The organism is Pontibacter harenae (genome assembly GCF_020907245.1).
Taxonomy (GTDB): Bacteria; Bacteroidota; Bacteroidia; order Cytophagales; family Hymenobacteraceae; genus Pontibacter; species Pontibacter harenae.
Map to the genome: position 1 here is coordinate 14,584 of NZ_JAJJWH010000035.1, position 19,359 is coordinate 33,942.

Sequence of the window (19,359 nt, forward strand, 5' to 3'; positions counted from 1 at the left end):
TACAATACAAAATTTTTACAATGCGATGTGACTTATACTAAAATATTTGTGATAAATTTTTTCCAAAAAAGGGGGTTATACTTCAGCCATGCATGACATCCAAATGGAAGTTCTTTATTATTCTCTAAATATAAAAATTCTGGATTCACTTCAAAACTAAATCGCATTGCCTCCTCATATGTAGCTACTTTGAAATCAGAGAATGTACCTGAAATCCAATCCGCCCAAAATAGATCTTCGTGTACATATTTTTTTGATATCAAATTAGGAACGTTGTGAGTTTTGATTATTTTAAAAAAATATTTTAAAGGACTTAGTCGCAAAAAAGTAGCAAATGGAAAAACTGCATCAAGTTTTACACTATTATAGAATATAACAATCTTTTTTATCAATTCAATTCGACTAAGAATTACAGAGCATATTTGAATGTTCCTTAAAGAAAAACCAGAGTTTCCTACACCTTTGAATTTGTATGGAGTAATAGGATTTGCATAACCTACAAACCAGGGCGCCCCAATATAACTATACCCTTTTTCGCACCAGAAGTCAAGTTCATCCTTAAACACAAAAGCATCCAGTTCATAAGTTAGAAGATAATTATACTCAGAAAAGAGGTTGTAGAAAAAACTGCTACACTTAAGTCTGTTATAATTTTCTAAACTAGATTGCCAAATTGGATCAATAGGAAGAGTTTTTAGTTTATCTTGAATTTTTTTGTAGGCTGATAAATCTAATCCTGCAGGATGAACTATAATTATATCATGTTTTGCAAGAATTTTGTAACATTGTTTAAAAGATAATAATTCTTCTTTGGAAGGTGTAGAGGAATGTAAAGGTATAACAACTACAGGTTTATATAATTTCATTGTTTGTACTTTAAAAAAGTGCTAAATACACCTTTTGAACAGTAAAAGAGCAAATATTTTTTTATCTTAACTCTTCTTATATAATCGTTGATATTATTAATTCTTCTATTCCAAAACTTATATAAGTTAAAGATTTTACCTAACGTTAAGGATTTACTTTGAGGTAGAAATTGTAATACATGTACTCCTTCATCTGTCCATTTACCAAGTTTTACAGCTTGGTTGGAGGTATTATTATGATACCATCTAAAATAATTGAGTTTTGATTCATTAAAACTAAGAATACTACGTGTCAGAATATCGGAATACAGAATCCAATCTCCACAATATTTAAATGTAGTTAACTTGTTTAAAAGATTTGAAATAACACTTTTTCTAATTATCGCTGAGCTAACATTTTGAATGGTACAGTTATATACCATTTCATTAATGTATATTTTTTGTCCTGAGGCTTTAAAAGACTTTTTATATATAGATAAATCATCTTTTATTAAACCAAAATCATCTATCCAATGGGAAGAACAAAATGCAATACCAACATTTGCATCAGTAAATTCAGGTAGTAGAGTTTCTAAAAAAAGTGTGTCACTATAATCATCACTTTCAGCAATCCAAATATATTTTCCCTCTGCAAGTTCTACACCTTTTCTCCATTGTGAAAAAGGGCTTCCAGAATTTTTTGTATTATATACTATATGACTTACTTTAAAATGGTTTCTATACCTTTCAATTACATCTTTACTGTTATCAGTAGAGCAATCATCTAAAATAATAACTTCATAATCTTTAAATGACTGAGCAAGCACTGAGTCAATCCTTTGTTCTAAAAATCTAGCATGATTATAGTTTGGAATTATTACAGAAACCTTAGGCATAACTGTTTTTGACTAAATTTTCAGTGACTAATAAGATTTGTGGACCAATAACTTCAACATCAAAATGCTGGACCCTTTGTTCAACTTCCTTCCCTAATTTTACCTGAGCACTTGGATTATCGTATAGATATAATATTTGATCAGCCATAGATTGTACATTACCGTAAGGAACCATAATTCCACCACCTTCTGCTAATAATTCTGGTATTCCTCCAGATTCTTCAAAACAGATAATGGGTTTAGCTTGAGCAGCGGCTTCCAATGCAACCAAAGGAAATGGATCTTCCCTTGAAGTAAGCGCAAAAACATTGAACAGGTGGAAATAGTCCTCTGGATTGGATTGAGAACCAGTAAATATTATATTGTTTTCTAAATTCAAGCGCTTACTCTCATACATCCAATTATGCTTAAACTCATGCGTAATAGCTCCAACCCAAACCATTTTGATATCATTGTTGGGCCGAAGAGAATTAATCATGTTTGAAAGTTGGACAAAAAGATCAACACCCTTACGCCAAGATGTTAATCCACTACCCCCAATAATAAATTTCCCTTCTAGATTTAACTCCTCCTTTATTTGTTGAACAGCTTTATAGTTAGGCTGCTTTACTTGTTTGATATCAATACATTCGTATATCAAACTTATCTTACTTCCCTTTATTGAATGGTTAAGTATTAGATTTTCTTTAGTACTTTTCGAAACAGCAATAAACTTATCAACAGCGCTGATATTATTACCATTAAGGAATTCGGGATAATAATAGCTAATTGTATATTCATTTTCATGAACATGAGCCAATACTGGGCACTTATAATGATGTTTTAACAGTGGAGCTAAATCCAAGGAAACAATAGTATTTAGATAAATCAAATCAAATGACTCATTTATGAGCTCTTTGGGAAGAGTGTCAATAAAATTCTGAGATTGAGGAAATAGCTTCCGTCTAATTTTATTTACTCCTCTAACAGCGATGTGTTGTTGTGCTGCTGTGTCTTTACATAACTTGTAAGTTGGGGCAACCTCATTAAATTCTAATTCTAATTCACCTCCTTTTTTTAAAAGAACAGTTATTTGTATTCCCTTTTTACTCAACCATTTTAGAAGATGCAGAAGCACTATAGGCGCACCTGTTCTGGAGGCATCATGAGAAATAAATAGTATTTTGCACATTTTTAGAATAAATCAAATATACTAATATTTTGAAATCAGGCTTTTATAAAACTGAATCAGTAGTGCTTAATTATCTAGACAAGAATTCTAATTTCATATAAATATTAAACCTTTACACTATAAATCATTTTTCATAAACTACCTTCATGCAGTATTAAATTAAAAGCAAATGTTAGAATTTGTGCCGTAGTATGTACAAATATTGTTTACGACTAATACTAATTATAATTAAAAATTACAAAATAGTTCAAGAGGTATTTTATTAAAACAAACTGATAAAATTAACTTTTTCAAATACATCCAATTTGCTTTGGATACCAGCATTGTATATTTTTCGCCCAGATTCCTCAAATACTTGACGAGCTTTTTCGAAGGATTGCTTTTGTATGTCCCAATTTGGAACATTGATTAAATCACCTGTTTTTAAACTAATGTAGCTTGGGTCAAAGTAACTCTCCTTAAGTATCTCAAGCATTTCTTCATCAACTACAACTTCCTGTCCTTGTAAATTCGAGTACTTCTTCATATACCTGTCACCATAGCTAAAATCAATACCTAAAAGATATACTTCTTTACAACCTAAGAGATAAGCAAATTGTAAAGCTAAGTATGTTATTGTTCCCCCAAGGTAGGCAATATGAAAAAAGTATTTAGAAAACTCTCGTCCATTTTGCCAATATACATTATCGGCAGGAAAATTTGTATTAAAAAAAATTGTACTTTTGGTGTTATCAATGTACTTGGAATTATGTAGTGCAAATAATTTTGTTATGTTATCTAATTTACCGTATGCATCACCATAACTTTTTACTACGTTTTCGTCTTCTGCCATTAAAAAATTCGTAGTGAATCCTAGTGACGGAAATTTCTTGAAAACACCATTCAATCCTATTGTTAACTCATCTTTTAATGGCGTTAAATTCATTGAATTTAAACTTGGACCACCACCAATAATAAAACATCTTTTATCTAGATATTTATTTCTTAACTTCAAAAGTTCATCTTTATAGCCTGGATAAAAATCAACCCATGGTATTAAACCCTTTTTTAAAATTATTCTAGTTCCTAAAAAATACTTACTATTAATGTTTACAATTTTTAGTTGATTCTTTGTGTATCTTATGCTGTTTCTAATATTACTAAATCTCATAGCTCCTGCAAATAATATCCTTTATCTTTATATTAGTTTAAAGTTCTAACAATTAAAACATCTTGTAGTAGCACAAATATCATATTAAAACACCTGTACATCAAGCTATTGGAGGAGCATAAGGAAAAAATACTCACAATGAATCTTAATAAAAGGTAGTTTACTTATTTTTAAAAATGAATATCTTGAAAACTATGGATGTAACGGCAATTATTTAATGCAGCATTATTATAACCAAAGAATACTATCGAGTTGTTTTCAGCAGCTGCATAGTCATTGATAGAATCCCCTATTAAAACTGTCTCTAGGTTATCGTATTTGTAATTGTTCATCAATTCCGCTATAAGTGTATCTTTAGGTGTAGGAGAACCATGAACTGATTTAAAATATTTTTTTAATCCTAATTCCGAGCAAATAAATTGAAGTTCATTTTGATCAGAGCCAGATACTACATGCATATTGAATCTGGTGTAGTTTGCTTCGATAAAAGCAACGGTATCTTTGATTAGGAGTGTTGGGTTTAATAATTCTGTTCGCATCGCATCAGAGAACTGAGCTGCTAATATCATAACGGCCTCTTCTGAAATCGGTTCGCATAACAGTTCTTCAAAGAAATACCTTATTTTAACATAACGAGACAACCCTCCATTCAAATTATTATATGATATAAGCGCCTGAACTAGTTCTGCTGGGTAATTTTTAAAAATTAATTTAAAACCTTTATCACGAACAGGCATAGAGTCCATGATAACGCCATCAAAGTCGAATAAAATATTTTCTATTTTCAAAGCAAAGGCATTTAATAATCAGATAGTTGCTTATTTAGAATTAACTGAAATTTCATAAATAGCTGCTGCTAATTCAAAATCATCCATCCAATCAATATCAAAAGATTTTATTTTAGGTAATTCGTATAAAAAAGGCATTTTGCCTATTCTGTCATTATATTTGATATAATTATCTCTACTATTAATAAAGAAAGCGTGATTCAGTTCATAAAATGGCTTTATATCTTGAGTACGCGGCCATTTGATATTGCTCCTATCAAGGTTTAAAAAGCCATTATTTTCAGCATCCCAAAGATATTCGTGTTTTTTTGATACACTCATCATACTATCAAACTCATTTTCTAACAAATTTTTTTGATAGCTTATAAGTGCTTTTGCATAATCTTCTTCAGTAACAAAAGGAGACGTAGTATGTACCCAAAAAATATGTTCCGCATCAGTAACAGTAGGAACATAATTAATTAAATCATCAAGCTTAGTTGAGGATAGACATAAATGTTCAGGCCTTTCAATTATATTTATACGATTAGATTCAAAAGATTTAGCAATTTCTTTTGTTCTAGGATCATTTGTTGAAACAATTATTTCATCAATACCATTAACTTTTAATAATTGTTTAATTTTCAAACCCAAAATTCCATTTTCCTCTATACTAAACTTCCTAGTATTTTTGTCAATCACCCTTTCGCTTCCTTTTCTAGTGGGAAGAAAAAACACTACCTTCTCGTTCATATAATAAAGAATAAATTGAGTTTACGGTTAATCCTTGATATTGTGTTGGTGTCAAAGAGACAAGATCTTTTCCAAAATACTCTTTGAAACAAGTAAAGAGTACTTCATTCTCATTGGCAAGCATTCTTTCAAGCTGAGTAACTGGTACCTCTTGGTACCCGTCATATCCCACAAAAAATATTTCTTCAGCTTTTAGATCAATAGCAGCCTGTAATGCCAGTACAGTATGAGAATCTGTTAGTTTATTTGTGAAATCTACCTTATCGAGTTCAAAGCTCCGTTCATAAACATTAGGAGGAATATATGTTCCCATTTTGCGTGGAAAAGGAGGAAGAATACATTTTCCTACAAAATCCCCTAAATCTTTGAAAACCCGTTCCAGCCGATGCCCTTCATTTCCAACAAGGCAGAAGTATTGATCAACATTTATTCCACTATAAAATGATGCATTTTTAGAGCTAGCATGAATAATACATATATTTTTATCGGCTTCAATATACTGCCTTACTGCCTTAGCATGATCAACAGCATTTTTGCCTCCACCAATTATAGCTACTTTCGTGAAAGACTTCGAAGGTTTGAACTTAGGTAGCTGCTCATTATCGATTAGTTTATCCTTCTGATTTTGTAATGCTCTTATTATACTATTGAATGAATAGAAACGAGCGGTTACCCATTCCATAACATCCTTTTGAGGTAAGGAATTAGAGCCAGAAATCATGTATGGTAAATTTGTCCCCCATTGATGCTTAGCTAATAAACCCTGAAATGCGTTTACTGCATTTCCGACTGCATTGAAATCTACTCTCAACTCATATTTAGAATTTAAAACACTAAGTAATAGTTCAGTTTTAAGATTTCCCGCCCCTCTTCCCATTCCTAGTACAGTTGAATCAACTATGTCTGCTCCATGTTCAATGGCTGTAATTGAGTTAATTAAAGCTAACTCCAAATTATTATGTCCATGAAAACCAATCTTACATTTTGAATTCTGTTTAATAAGGGAAATTGTTTCAATAACGTCGCTTGGATAAACGCCACCATAGGAATCAACCATGTAAAAATAATCCACAATTCCATCAAGCTTTTGTAGTTCATCGAAAAAGCCAACGTACTCCTTCCACTTTGACATGTACATTACATTGAATCCAACTTCGAAACCCATTTCCTTAATTCTTGCTGCCAATAACAAAGCATGAGCTATGTTTTGTGGGTCTATTGCCATCCGAATCATATGCACAAGCCCCTTTACAGGTAGCAAAAGGTTATTGAGATATTCAAGTTTTGTATCTTTTTCGTTCAAGATTAGAACTAACTTCTTTTCAGACAGTTCTCTTATATATTCTAGTTCGTATATAGGACAGTAAAAATACTTTCCTAAATACCCTTTCTTCGGAATGCTACGGTAACCTACTTCAAGGTATTCAATTGGAAGTTGATTTATAGAAGACACATACTGCTCCACAAGGGCTTTATCAAAATCCCAGTTAGTATAATACCCTCCGTCTCTTAAAGTACAATCAAGTATTTTTATATTAAGGCCCATGTAGGAAAAATATTATGAATTTATTCTTTTATTTAACAAGTTTCCAATCTAAAATATTTGCTATAAGTCCTGCTCGAAAAGCAGCAAAAGACTTATTTGTAGGGTCAAATGATACTTCTTCAGTATGAAACACTATTGCTTTATCTACTGCATCTATATCATAAAGCCTAAGTTTACTAAGTCTAACGTTTACACTGTACTTACCTTTTTTTAAAGGGTATGGTAATTTCACTCTATAGGTAAATTCACCAATTTCCTGGTGGTCTAAAACCGATTCGTCCACATCTGAAAGCATAGAGTAAAACAGCATCATTCCATCTTTCTCAATCTGCACCATGGGTGAAAAACCCATAGTTGAGGAATTTACTTTATAATGAAAATTCAGATACACCTGCTCTAGTACATCATATTCGCCCTTAATAGTGTGGTTATTGTTAGATAACCACACTCTTTTGATGTAGGCAGCCTTTTCAGGCTTGTCTGAGTACGACACATCGCTTACAACAGCTAAGGTATCAGTATCAGCGTCATTCATATATAAATCGGCAATATCATGTATGTCTCCTTTTTTTATAAGGTTTCCATGTTTAAGATAAATACCTTTGTTACATAGTGCTTTAATTGAACCAATATTATGGCTAACAAACAGAACAGTGCGACCTGAGCCAGATACATCCTGCATCTTACCCAAGCATTTTCGTTGAAATTCATAATCCCCGACTGCCAATACTTCATCAACAATCATTATTTCAGATTCTAAATGGGCTGCAACAGCAAAGGCAAGTCGGACATACATTCCTGACGAATAACGTTTTACAGGGGTATCTATATAACGTTCTACTCCAGAAAAGTCAACAATCTCATCGAATTTTCGTTTTATTTCAGTTTTGGACATGCCTAGAATGGCACCATTTAAAAAAATGTTCTCCCTACCACTAAGCTCAGGATGGAATCCTGTACCTACCTCTAAAAGGCTAGCAACACGCCCTCTAATCTTTATACTGCCCAGTGTAGGTGCTGTCGTTCGGCTTAACAACTTTAGTAAAGTAGATTTACCTGCACCATTACGGCCAATTATACCAACAGCATCACCTTGTTTTACATCAAAATTGATGTCTCTTAGGCTCCAAACATATTCACTATCACCTTTTACTGCACGATTATTCGTTTCTCCAATTTTTAAGTATGGATCATTTTTACCTCGTATTTTATGCCACCAGCGGTTAATATCATGTGTGATAGTGCCTGAGCCAAACTCTCCCAACCTATACTGCTTAGACAGGTCTTCTACTTTAATTACTGTATTACCCATAAATTAAACCGTATCCATAAATGATTTTTCTACTTTGTTAAATGTAATTACTCCTATGGCAAGTATTACAATGGTGAACAAAGTAGAATATCCTAAATAGCCCCAGTTAAGAAGCCCAGTACCCAAAAAAGCGAATCGAAAAGCTTCAATGATGCCAGACATAGGATTTGCGGCTATAAATAACTGATACTTTTCTGGGAGAGTTGAAAGTGGGTATATGACAGGAGACGCATACATTGCTAATTGCACACCAAACGTAACAAGAAACTTCAGATCACGATATTTTGTCGTCATAGCCGAGATTAGCATACCGAAACCTAAACCAAGCGCAGCCATGAGCAATATTAATACTGGTACCAATAGAAGGTATAGGTTAGGTTGAACATTGGCACCTGTCAAAACATAGTACAGCAACAAGAGTATGAGCAGAAAAAGCTGTACGCCAAACTTCAGTAGATTAGACACTACTATTGAAAGCGGCATAATCATTCTTGGAAAATAAACCTTTCCAAAAATATTTGCATTCTGAATAAAGGTAGTAGAAGTTGTGTTAAGGCACTCAGCAAAGTAGTTCCAACTCACAATGCCAGCCATGTAAAATAAAAGAGGAGGCACCCCATTAGTAGAAATACCCGCTATTCTTCCAAATACGATGGTAAATGTGATTGTTGTAAATAATGGCTGTATAAAAAACCAGATTGGCCCCAGTATTGTTTGTTTATAAACAGCTACAAAATCTCGGCGTACAAACATCTGCAAGAGATCCCGATAACGCCACACTTCTTTAAACTGTAGATCGAAAAGACCCGAATTCGGTTTAATTACCAAAGTCCAGTCTTCTTCCTGTTCTTTCATTAAAATTGATTATATGTTTCAAGATAAAAGTAAAGATAAGCCTTTATGCAGCGGACAAACAAATGAAAGCATGATAGATACAGAATCAAAATAAGAATACTTTTAGGATGTAACTAAAAAAGACTTATGATTGAGACGCTTTATTGGATTCAAAAATTAAAGCTCTGTGCCTACCTTTGTACCAGGTAAATAATTTGTATAAAAGTGCTATATTTCATTTATTTATATTTTTCAACAAATAAGAACTGGTGGCTTCTGATCAGGTAATCAACATTACCATTAAACCGATACTTATCACCAACTGTACCCTATACATACTTTTAGAGCTTAAAAAAGCGTTGCCACCATGTTTGCTTCTCATGATCCTCGGCATAATACCCATAGCCATAGCCGTAACCATAACCATAACCGTACCCGTAATTCAGCTTTTTATAGTCTACGTCGTTAAATAAAATTGCAGTGTTTCTGATCTTGCCTGCTTCGTACTGGTTCTGAATACTCGAGATAAAGCTTTTAAAGGTGTAATCCTGACGTACCATAAACACATTGACATCTGCTATTTGCATCAACTCCAAGCCATCTGAAATGATACCTACTGGAGGCGTATCCATGATGATATAGTCATAGCGTGTCTTCACTTCTGCTATAAGTTCGTTCATTTTCTGGCTTAACAACAATTCTGATGGATTCGGTGGAATGTCTCCAGAAGGCAAGATGTATAAATGCTCCTGTATTGTCGGGTGTATAACATCAGCCAGGCTTACATATCCAGCTAAATAGTTACTCAAACCTACACTAGTATTGACGCCAAAATCAGTGTTATTATTTGGCTTACGCATATCAGCATTCACCAATAGCGTCCGTTCGCCAGAGATGGCAAGAATATAAGCAAGGTTTTTAGCTGAAAAAGTTTTTCCTTCACCACTGATGGAGGAAGTAATTACGAAAATTTTTCCACCCTTCGTTTCAGCAGGCATCATAAAACGTAAATTGGAACGTGCCGTTCTGAACGCTTCGGCCAGTGCCGATTTTGGACTTTGATCTATCAGGTTACGATTTTCTTTTTTATTGTGCCCCACAATACCCAATAAAGGTATGTTTGTAAGACGGGCAATATCATCTGTAGAAGTTATTTTGTAATTCAGAAGCTCTTTCAGAAAAATAAATCCCGCTGGTAGCATCAAACCAATAAACAAGGCGATTAAGTAGTTCTGACTTGGCTGCGGAGATATAGCAGCCTTCACAGCAGCTGCATTGACTAATTTTGCATCCGAATTGTTGGCGGCCGTAGAAATACCAGCCTCTGCCCTTTTCTGCATCAGAAAAACGTACAGACCTTCACTTAACTCATACATACGGTTCAGGTTGATAAACTGCCGTTCAGCTGCAGGTAATCGATTCAAGGTGCTTGTAAACCTGGAGATACGTGAATTAATATCTCCCATTGAAATCTGATTGGCACGCTGTAGGTTTCGCACATTTTCAGAAATACCAGCCAAAAGTTCACGAGCACGGGCTCTGGCAGCCTGTATCTGAGAAATTACAATAGGGTTTTGAGCACTCTCCCCTTTGAGAGCAGCTAACTGCAACTGCACCTCAATCAATTGTTGAATAAGCTGATTTAAAACAGGATCTTCCACACCAAAGGATGCTGGAGCAACGATGCTTTCCGTCACATCACCAGCTGACACATAGTTACCTAAGTATTCAAAGTATTTGGCATTTAAAAGTAACAATGCTCTCTCCTTTTCCAGCTCCTGTATTTGAGTACTAGCCTGTGTGCCTTCATTACTCATCGTCAAGCCTGTATTTTGCTCTTTAAAGTTCTCCAGTTGAGACTCCACATTTGCCAATGAATCGCTGATCTGCGCTAACTGTATATCAATAAAATCAATTGTATTAAGGGCAGTCCTGTTCTTTTCCTGTAGGCTTTGTGCAATGTACGTTTGCACATGCTGGTTCAGGAAATCAATTGCTTTTGCCGTGTTGTCACTGGTGGTACTGATCTCCAGAATAGAGGTTTCTTTTAAAGGAGCTATTGCAAGTCCACCCCTGTATTGCCTAACCAAGTCTTCTGCTTTATTTATTCTAAAGAAAAGGTCTTCAGCTGTATATCTTCCTGTACCTAGTAGCTGCACCACAAACTTAAATCCATTCAGGTTGATTAATCTTCCAAAATAAAACTTTTGTTCTTTATCCTGCTCTGAAATAGAACCATTTTCTGAACTTAGTTTGAAAGTTTTGTCATCTAAGATTTCACATTTGATAAGAGCGCCGTAAGGTAAAGTAGATGAAGCAGAATCTATTAGTACCCTAATTGGGCTTTCATTGTAAATCTCAGTGAATTTGACATTTCCTTCGGCATAATAGGAGACTGTAAAATCCAAATTAGCAATGGTGGCTGCAACCATATCGTTGGACTTTAGAAGAACAGACTCGTTGTTTAGATTTTTTGCACTGTTAAAAACCTCATTTCCATACAGCATGGCAGCTGGGGAATTAGAAAGATCATTTGGGTCTTTTACAAGTACTGTGGTGCTCACCTCATAAATAGGCGTAGTATACCTGTTTACCACAAATGCAATAACCAAAGCAAGGGGTATAGTAATAAAAAAAAGATACCAATATTGCCTTAACTTCTGAAGTATCAGCTGGATATCGATTAAGCTATCTTGTTGTTGAATAGGTTCTGGTGTCACGCGTCTGTAGCAAAAAACTATTGAGTTAGTCGAAGAACTAGAAGAGAGATCGTAGAAGCAAGAGAGACCACTAATGTAATATTAGTCAGTAAATTCTCCCTAACATTTTTAGCAGGCAAAGGATCCACAACAATCATATCGTTTGGCTGCAGGAAGAAATTAGAAAGAGCTAAGGTATTGTTATCTAATAAGCTAAAAGTATACAATTTTGCTTGCCCACCTTCCAGCCGAACTAGCTTAATGCGATGCCTGTTAGAATAGGTTGTAACACCTCCTGCGGTAGCAATGGCTTCAATTATATTAATATTATCCTGATAAGTTGTGAATTGTCCCTGGCGCGTAACCTCTCCCAACACAGTATATCTAAAGGTAAGAAGACGTAGATTCACGGTTGGATCAGACAAAAATCCCTCTAAAGCTTCAGTCACTTTTACACGGGCTTCGGGCATAGTAAGACCTCGTAAATTCACTTTACCAACAGAAGGCAGCAAAATATTTCCCTCGGTATCTAAGGTATAACCTTCTAACACGGGGTCTGTAGCTCCGAATGTGGCAGCTGGAGTATTCAAGAAATTATATTCGGCAGGTGTTGTCGTCTGTACTCTTAAAGAAAGTACATCGCCAGGTTTTAAGGTATACACCTGCGGCTTCAGATCAAATGTCTTCAGCAATTCATCCGCGTTTCCTTGATCTTCTACCTGAGGATTGTCTTGTAATAAGACAACTTTTCGCTGTGGCACACATGATGCTATTGAAACTATGAAAACCAATAACCAAAATGCTATAAGGGTGTTACGCATTCTATGATAGACTCAAAATTTATAGTTATAGCAGCTCATTTTTGCACTGTTTTGGCTGCATGCTTCTTTCCAAATGGTGAAATTATGAAATATATTGTGTTTAAATAAATAAAGTTACTCATAGTTCCTAAAAGGCCACCTGAAGGCCGTTTGAAATGGCATAAACGAATTTTGTAACGGGTACAATGGGCTCATCTTCGTAAATACAGTTAAAGTTGGTACGAAGAGAAAACCTGTTGGTAAGCTTTACATTCAGTGTTACGTCGCCACTCACCCTGTTCCTGAACCTGTCGATGCTGTTGTCATAGCCGAACTGGTAATAAACGATGGCATCTGTACTTACATTTAGGTTAAATTTAATTTTGGTGCTGAAGTAATTAGTCGACTTCAACAAGTTTGACACGTCAATTCTACCTTCTACATCTGGGTTCTCCCACTCCTCGTGCTCATGCATGAGCCCTGTGCCAAAATAAAGGTTATCTCCCTTGTTACGGAGCAGGGCTAGGCGTATGCCACCACCCTCCAACGTGCGTAAGTTCAATCCGCGGGCTTTGTCTGCCTGAGCTTGTACAAAAAACTCATAAGATAGCTTTCGCTGCCGCAAAAAGTTTATCCTGAAATGAGAATAGCCTGTACTGGCTACAGTGTTACGCAATTCTCGATTATCATAATTGACAAGCAGGTAGTTAAAATAGTTCAGGAGCAGATAACTGTGTTTGCCAGAAATGTAAGCTAAGTCGCCCGTTAAAGTTAATTGAAGGTAATTATTAGGGTTATCTTTTCCAGCATTGCGGTTAAACATTGAAAAGTCTAAGCCGCCTTTGCCTGTCAGGTAATTTGCTGTGTCATTTGTCACCCTGGCTCTTTCAATATTAAGTATCTGGCTTTTAGCAGTAGTACAAGCAATTAATAAAAGTATTAGTACAACTATAGTTCGAACCTGTGTCATTTAAGTATAAGGCGCAAAGCGGCGCTATAAGATTAGAAAGCTGCAAGTATAATAATTTCTTTTAGGCTAAGCTATGTGTGGATAGCGGTATCGGCTTTTGATGTGCATTAATTATGTTGCGGATGTAAAGCTCATGGTTTAGACGAGGTCTTTTAGGTAAGATTTATCATAAAGACTAAAACTACATTTGCTTTTTGTGAAAAAGGATAAAATTTGGAGCTTTGGATCATGAACAATAACACTAAATTATCAGAAGAGGATATAATTGCGGCTACTACAGAGCATGTAAAGCAACTTTTAGCAGGTGAAGGCTCAGGCCATGATTGGTGGCACATCTACCGTGTCTGGAACAATGCCAAAAGTATAGCGGCACACGAACAGGCAAACCTGTTTGTAGTAGAACTGGCGGCTCTTCTGCATGACATTGGCGACCACAAGTTCCATAACGGCGATGAAACAGTTGGACCACGCATGGCATACGAGTGGCTGCAACAGCTTCAAGTGTCAAAAGAAGTCAGTAATCATATTTACGATATTATCAAGGAGATATCCTTTAAGGGAGCTGGCACCTCTTCTGAAATGAGTACCGTAGAAGGCTGCATTGTGCAGGATGCGGATCGGCTTGATGCCATCGGTGCTATCGGAATTGCCCGCACCTTTGCCTATGGCGGGCACAAAAACAGAGAGCTCTATAACCCAGAAGTTGCTCCAGTTTTGCATGACAATTTCGAAGCTTATAAAACCAGCACTGCTCCCACCATCAATCATTTTTACGAGAAGCTCCTGCTATTAAAAGATCGCATGCATACTGCATCTGCGAAAAAGTTAGCTGAGCAACGGCATGCATACATGGAAAACTTCTTAAGCCAATTCTATGCAGAATGGGAAGGCCAAAGGTAACGTAAGTGTAGAGGAGTCCTTGCTTCATCATCGAAATCTACTTTGGCAACTAATTTATGCTACCTAGTTGAATCTAATTCCGAGAGCGTCCACGCTCGTGTCTACTATCATAAGGTATTTGGCTTTGATAATCGAAGCATCCTTCAGCTATAAGTAAAGACATTCAAAAGTAATTCGCTCCTGGTATTAATCAGAAAAAGATAACTTAGAAGCTATTGTTTCTGTAGTTTTACTTCTGTAGCAAATTTGCTCTGGTACTAACGCTCACGTTTAACAACACATGGAGATACCCTTATTATCAGATATAGTCATTATACTTGGCCTGTCGGTGGTGGTAATTCTACTATTCCAGCGCTTTAAACTACCTACTATACTCGGATTTCTGGCAACAGGCGTTATTGCTGGACCACATGCCCTTAGCCTGATTAATGACACACACGATATTGAGGTGCTGGCAGAAATCGGTGTGATCCTACTGCTTTTTATCATCGGTATGGAGTTCTCGCTTCGTAGCCTTGCCATGATTAAGCGTACTGTTTTGCTGGGAGGCATGACACAAGTGTTTGCTACCATTGCGCTAGTAGCACTAATATTGTGGTCATTTGATCTGCCGCTAAACCAAGCCATTTTTATTGGGTTCTTGTTATCTTTAAGTAGTACAGCTATAGTGCTTAAGCTGCTACAAGATAAAGGAGAGATTAATAGCCCGCACGGAAAAACAGTGTTGGCTATTCTCATTTTCCAGGATATTATAGTCGTGCCCATGATGCTGGTGGCACCGCTGATGGCAGGAGACTCTGAAGACATTGCTACTGCTCTCCTGCTCATGGTGCTGAAAGGCACATTTGTCATCATTTTTGTATTGATAAGTGCTCGATTCTTAGTACCGAAGCTGCTGTACCTTGTTGCAAGCACGAAAAGCAAAGAGTTATTTATCTTATCTGTTATTGTTATCTGTTTTGCAGTAGCGTGGCTAACCTCCAGCCTAGGACTTTCTCTTGCACTTGGGGCATTTATGGCTGGCTTGATTATATCTGAATCTGAATACAGTCACCAGGCGACTAGCAATATTCTTCCCTTCCGCGAAATTTTCACGAGCTTTTTCTTCGTGTCGATAGGTATGCTGCTTGATTTTAGTTTTATGCTAAATCACTTCCCGCTGATTTTAGCTTTAACGATAGTTGCCGCTATTTTAAAGTACGTAGTTGCCATCACAGCAGCCCGGGTGCTTAATTATCCTGTCAGAACCTCTGTACTAGTGGGGCTTTCCATCTTTCAGATAGGTGAATTTGCCTTCATACTTTCTAAAACAGGTATCAGCAGTGGCTTACTAACACCAGAAAACTACCAATACTTTTTGTCTGTGTCGCTGCTAACCATGGCAGTAACACCATTTGCGATCCAGTATTATCATCGTATCGCTTCCAAGGTCAGCGGCAGGTTTACCACAGACCAAGCTTTAGAAGCCGAATCTCAGGCAGCTCACGCAGACGAACTCCACGACTTATCGGATCATATTGTAATAATAGGCTATGGCATTAACGGACGTAACGTTGCAAAGGCAGCAAAACATGCCGCTATTCCTTATGTTATAGTGGAGCTAAATGCGGTTACGGTAAAGCAACAGAGGCAATTAGGAGAACCCATACTCTATGGCGATGCTGTACATGGCACTATACTTTCACATCTGAGTATACAGCAGGCGCGCGTGGTGGTAATTGCTATTTCTGATCCTGAGGCCACAAAGCGTATCATCACCAGCATTCGCCAGATCAGTGATAAAGTGCACATTATTGTAAGAACACGCTTTGTACAGGAAATGGAAGAAAGCTACAAATTGGGGGCTGATGAGGTGGTTCCAGAAGAGTTTGAAACATCTATCGAAATCTTTACACGCGTTCTTACAAAATACTTAATGCCGCGCGATCAGATAGAACAGTTCACAGACAGTATCAGAGCCGACAATTACGACATGCTGCGTAGCTTAACTGGACGAAAAACAGGCATGTCAGCCATAAACCTGGAACTGCCAGATGTTGAAATAGCCAGTTTAAGAATAAATTCAGTTGACGCGGACATAATAGGTAAAGCTTTAATTGACACTGGTATCCGCAGTAAATTCGGCATTACAATAGTTGCAATAAAGCGTAAAGAGGAGACCATCATTGACATCAACGCCAAAACCAAACTGGCCCAGGGCGACGTGGTTTATGTTGTAGGCAAACCTTACGATGTAACTCGCTTCAACAATTACATTAAACAAGATTAGACATTACAACCGATGTATTGTTAGCCCCTTGTTTTGTCAATGTTGAAGTCACCATTTTTACCTAATTACTGGCAGCTTTTCTAAAACACGCTCCACGCTTCCCTGTACATTTTTATAGTTTGCGTTAAAATTGCTGATCGCTCCTTCTGACCAGCCTCTCCAGACAAGCATATCACGTGCAGGATCAACAAAGTCTATGATGAGCGTGCCTTGTTTAAAAAGATCGACAGGGCGATAGCCAGAGAGATTTGGGTTACCATAGTTGTAGCGGTACCCAGCCATATAGCCATAGCTATAGCCGAAACCATTTGGATATGTTCCTGGTGCATCTTTTTCTATAGGTACAGAAATGCTGACATCGTATGCAACCAACACATCAGGATTTGTGGTGGCCTTTGTATAACCTTTTCGCTGCAACTCTTCTTCTACTGCCCTCCTAATATTGTTGTTCAATTGATTACTATAGCCTCTATCGTAATCGGGTGCCTTTGCTGGCTGCTCTTGATACCAAGCATACGTTTTATACTTTGCAAGTGAAGCGGCAGGTGCGGCGATGGTGTTAGACTGTACTACACCCGAAGATGCTACACAGGAACTGAAAATCAGCAACAGGATGGCATACAAAAGTTGGTTGGGAGAAATAAGTTTCATGCTTTGCAGTGGTATGTTTGATACTTTGTTATAACGAAGAAGATAAATAAACAACACAAAATTAACTAAGAAAACAGGCTGTGCAAAGGTTTGCAGCTGCCATTACTTCTTGTTAAGAAAGTCGTAATCTGAGCTACTAATTCTCGTTTTTTTATTTCAGGTGCTCAGCTTTTGAAAATGAGGAAAGTCATTTCTGTAAACAAGATGCTGTTATAGCTTGCCGCCTCAAAACAATGTTATAAAAACATACGTGTTCTATAAACGTCTTCCTACTAAAAGAAAGAACAAATGAATAATATAAAAAACATTTATAAATCTGCAGAAGAAGCTTTGTCCACCATAAAATCTGGTGATCGCGTTTTTATTCAGGGTAGTGCTGCAACTCCTCAGTTTCTCATCAAAAAACTGGCTGAACGTGCCGATGAGCTTCGAAACGTTGAGTTGGTCAGTATAACCACCTATGGAGAAATTCCGCTGACAGACGAAAAATATAAAGATTCATTCTTTATCAACTCTCTTTTTGTTTCGGCCAACGTTCGCGACGCTGTAAACAGCGGCAGAGGAGATTATTTGCCTATTTTCTTAAGCGAAATCCCTCACCTTTTTAGATCTGGTATTCTACCCTTAGATGTAGCCATCGTACACGTTTCTCCTCCAGATAGGCATGGGTACTGCTCCTTAGGCGTTTCTGTTGATGTTACAAGAGAGGCCGTGCTAAGTGCCAAACATGTAATTGCACAAGTAAATCCACGGATGCCCCGAACTCACGGCGACGGTTTGATTCATAGCAGCCGGTTTAATGTGATGGTTGAAGTGAACGAAGAGCTTCCTGAGGTGGATTACAGCTTGCGTATTACCAACACAGAAGAAACCATAGGTAATTACATTGCTGAAATGGTAGAAGATGGTGCCACTTTGCAAATGGGTATAGGTGCCATTCCAGACGCAGTTTTAGGAAGCCTGACCAATCACAAAGAGCTTGGTATTCATACTGAAATGTTTTCTAACGGTGTAAAGCCGCTGATAGAAAAAGGAATCATCACAAACGAGCATAAGTATAGGCACCCAGGTCGTATTGCCACTGGTTTTATAGTTGGCAACAGAGAGTTGTACGATTTTGTAGACGACAATCCGCTCATCCTCATGCAGCGTACTGATTACGTAAACGATGTTTCCATTATCAGGTCTAATCCAAAAGTAACGGCCATAAACAGTGCTATCGAAATAGACTTAACTGGCCAAGTGGTTGCAGACACACTAGGAACTTACCAATTTTCGGGCATTGGCGGCCAAATGGACTTTATGCGTGGCGCTGCCTTGTCACAGGGCGGCAAACCTATTCTGGCCCTACCATCCGTTACCAGAAAAGGGATTTCCAGAATAACGCCCTTTATTAACCAAGGTGCTGCCGTTACTACCACACGTGCGCACGTTCATTATGTGGTTACAGAATATGGTGTGGCCTACCTGTACGGTAAAAATCTGCGACAACGTGCAAAAGCGCTTATAGAAATAGCACATCCAGACCACAGGGAAAACCTGGAAAGAGAAGCACATGCACGGTTCAAATATCTATAAGGCTGAGTAAACTTTAGTACTTGTCCTTGAAAGCACAGGTAGGTATATAGTTATAGCTACCTGTGCTTTTCTGTTTCTGTGGCTATCTTAAAAACATAAATTATTGAATTAGAGATGCAACCTATACTATACATCAAGTGATTAGATAGCTTTAGAAAATAGTTGCTAAAACTCCACTTTGTTTCGTGCTTCTTATGTGCAGGAAACGTATAGGGCTT

The 19,359-nt window shown here is 36.9% G+C and carries 16 protein-coding genes; 3 read left to right on the top strand and 13 right to left on the bottom strand.

The features are described 5' to 3' along the window. Nucleotides 1-32: 32 nt before the first annotated feature. The 12 genes from LN893_RS15350 to LN893_RS15405 all read right to left on the bottom strand — a co-directional run bounded on the left by LN893_RS15350 (nt 33) and on the right by LN893_RS15405 (nt 13,743). The gene (locus tag LN893_RS15350) at nt 33-866 is read right to left on the bottom strand and encodes a DUF5672 family protein (RefSeq protein WP_229971583.1); all 834 of its coding nucleotides are present in this window, start codon (nt 864-866) and stop codon (nt 33-35) included. Further along, nucleotides 863-1,741, bottom strand: coding sequence for a glycosyltransferase family 2 protein (locus LN893_RS15355; RefSeq protein ID WP_229971585.1), 879 nt, complete (start codon nt 1,739-1,741; stop codon nt 863-865). Before LN893_RS15355 ends, LN893_RS15350 begins: the two co-directional genes overlap by 4 nt. Next, a complete protein-coding gene (locus LN893_RS15360; RefSeq protein WP_229971587.1) occupies nt 1,734-2,912 on the bottom strand; it encodes a glycosyltransferase family 4 protein in 1,179 nt (392 codons plus the stop codon). The genes LN893_RS15355 and LN893_RS15360 overlap by 8 nt, the downstream gene beginning before the upstream one ends. Before the next feature lie 262 nt (nt 2,913-3,174). After that, nucleotides 3,175-4,062 (bottom strand): 6-hydroxymethylpterin diphosphokinase MptE-like protein, encoded by an 888-nt coding sequence (locus LN893_RS15365; protein WP_229971590.1) that lies wholly within the window; start codon nt 4,060-4,062, stop codon nt 3,175-3,177. 170 nt (nt 4,063-4,232) lie between these two features. Then, the gene (locus LN893_RS15370; RefSeq protein WP_229971592.1) at nt 4,233-4,850 is read right to left on the bottom strand and encodes an HAD family hydrolase; all 618 of its coding nucleotides are present in this window, start codon (nt 4,848-4,850) and stop codon (nt 4,233-4,235) included. A 30-nt stretch (nt 4,851-4,880) separates the two neighbouring features. After that, nucleotides 4,881-5,582: an acylneuraminate cytidylyltransferase family protein gene (locus tag LN893_RS15375; protein ID WP_229971596.1), complete on the bottom strand. Its 702-nt coding sequence runs from the start codon at nt 5,580-5,582 to the stop codon at nt 4,881-4,883. Further along, nucleotides 5,548-7,128, bottom strand: coding sequence for an aldolase catalytic domain-containing protein (locus LN893_RS15380; RefSeq protein ID WP_229971599.1), 1,581 nt, complete (start codon nt 7,126-7,128; stop codon nt 5,548-5,550). The genes LN893_RS15375 and LN893_RS15380 overlap by 35 nt, the downstream gene beginning before the upstream one ends. Nucleotides 7,129-7,156: 28 nt before the next feature. Next, nucleotides 7,157-8,440 (bottom strand): ABC transporter ATP-binding protein, encoded by a 1,284-nt coding sequence (locus LN893_RS15385; protein ID WP_229971600.1) that lies wholly within the window; start codon nt 8,438-8,440, stop codon nt 7,157-7,159. 3 nt (nt 8,441-8,443) lie between these two features. After that, nucleotides 8,444-9,295 carry an ABC transporter permease gene (locus tag LN893_RS15390; protein WP_229971602.1) on the bottom strand — a complete coding sequence of 284 codons (852 nt, stop codon included), beginning with the start codon at nt 9,293-9,295 and terminating at the stop codon, nt 8,444-8,446. Nucleotides 9,296-9,615: 320 nt separating this feature from the next. Then, entirely contained in the window at nt 9,616-11,994 is a 2,379-nt protein-coding gene (locus LN893_RS15395; RefSeq protein WP_229971604.1) for a GumC family protein, read from the bottom strand. Nucleotides 11,995-12,011: 17 nt separating this feature from the next. Continuing rightward, a complete protein-coding gene (locus LN893_RS15400) occupies nt 12,012-12,794 on the bottom strand; it encodes a polysaccharide biosynthesis/export family protein (protein ID WP_229971606.1) in 783 nt (260 codons plus the stop codon). Nucleotides 12,795-12,921: 127 nt separating this feature from the next. Next, nucleotides 12,922-13,743, bottom strand: coding sequence for a DUF481 domain-containing protein (locus LN893_RS15405; protein WP_229971608.1), 822 nt, complete (start codon nt 13,741-13,743; stop codon nt 12,922-12,924). Between the two features lie 228 nt (nt 13,744-13,971). On the opposite strand from LN893_RS15405, the gene LN893_RS15410 reads away from it, so the two are divergent. Together LN893_RS15410 and LN893_RS15415 are read left to right on the top strand one after the other, a co-directional pair. Beyond that, entirely contained in the window at nt 13,972-14,643 is a 672-nt protein-coding gene (locus LN893_RS15410; RefSeq protein ID WP_229971610.1) for an HD domain-containing protein, read from the top strand. A gap of 280 nt (nt 14,644-14,923) precedes the next feature. Then, on the top strand, nt 14,924-16,912 hold the full coding sequence (locus tag LN893_RS15415) for a monovalent cation:proton antiporter family protein (protein ID WP_229971612.1): 1,989 nt from the start codon (nt 14,924-14,926) through the stop codon (nt 16,910-16,912). A gap of 57 nt (nt 16,913-16,969) precedes the next feature. On the opposite strand, the gene LN893_RS15420 is transcribed toward LN893_RS15415, so the two are convergent. Then, nucleotides 16,970-17,563, bottom strand: a complete 594-nt coding sequence (locus tag LN893_RS15420) for a DUF4136 domain-containing protein (RefSeq protein ID WP_229971615.1) — start codon at nt 17,561-17,563, stop codon at nt 16,970-16,972. Between the two features lie 288 nt (nt 17,564-17,851). On the opposite strand from LN893_RS15420, the gene LN893_RS15425 reads away from it, so the two are divergent. Then, nucleotides 17,852-19,141, top strand: coding sequence for an acetyl-CoA hydrolase/transferase family protein (locus tag LN893_RS15425; RefSeq protein WP_229971617.1), 1,290 nt, complete (start codon nt 17,852-17,854; stop codon nt 19,139-19,141). Nucleotides 19,142-19,359 lie beyond the last annotated feature (218 nt).